1 protein-coding gene is annotated in these 393 nt (G+C 66.7%); it reads right to left on the minus strand.

What is annotated here, in order from left to right:
- The coding region (locus tag EN879_RS38695; protein ID WP_127274843.1) for an aminotransferase class III-fold pyridoxal phosphate-dependent enzyme at positions 1 to 393 on the minus strand (393 nt) is incomplete at both ends.

A 393-nucleotide genomic window follows, 5' to 3' on the forward strand; every position in this document is an offset into this window, starting at 1 on the left:
GACAAGGATCTTCTCCCGGCCGGTGACGGCGCGGGCGACGCGCAATGCAAAACGGTTTGCGTCGGTTGCCGTCGTCGCGATCTGCCAGAATGGCAGGCCGAAGCGCTGCTGCAGCAGCGGCCCGATGGCCAGCGCATCTTCCGAAGGCAGCATATAGGTCAGGCCACGTCCGGCCTGGCGGCGGATGGCGCGCGCCACCGGCGGCGGCGAATGGCCGAACATCGAGCCGGTGTCGCCAAGGCAGAAATCGTCGAGCTTGTTTCCGTCGATGTCGGTGATCGTGGCGCCCTTGGCGCTGTCGACCAGGATCGGAAACGGCGTCGGCCAGTCGTTCATCCAGTGCATCGGCACGCCGCCGAAGAAGCCGGGCAGGCCGTTGCCGACCTTTACCTG

Source organism: Mesorhizobium sp. M7A.F.Ca.AU.002.02.1.1 (assembly GCF_003998535.1).
GTDB lineage: Bacteria > Pseudomonadota > Alphaproteobacteria > Rhizobiales > Rhizobiaceae > Mesorhizobium > Mesorhizobium ciceri.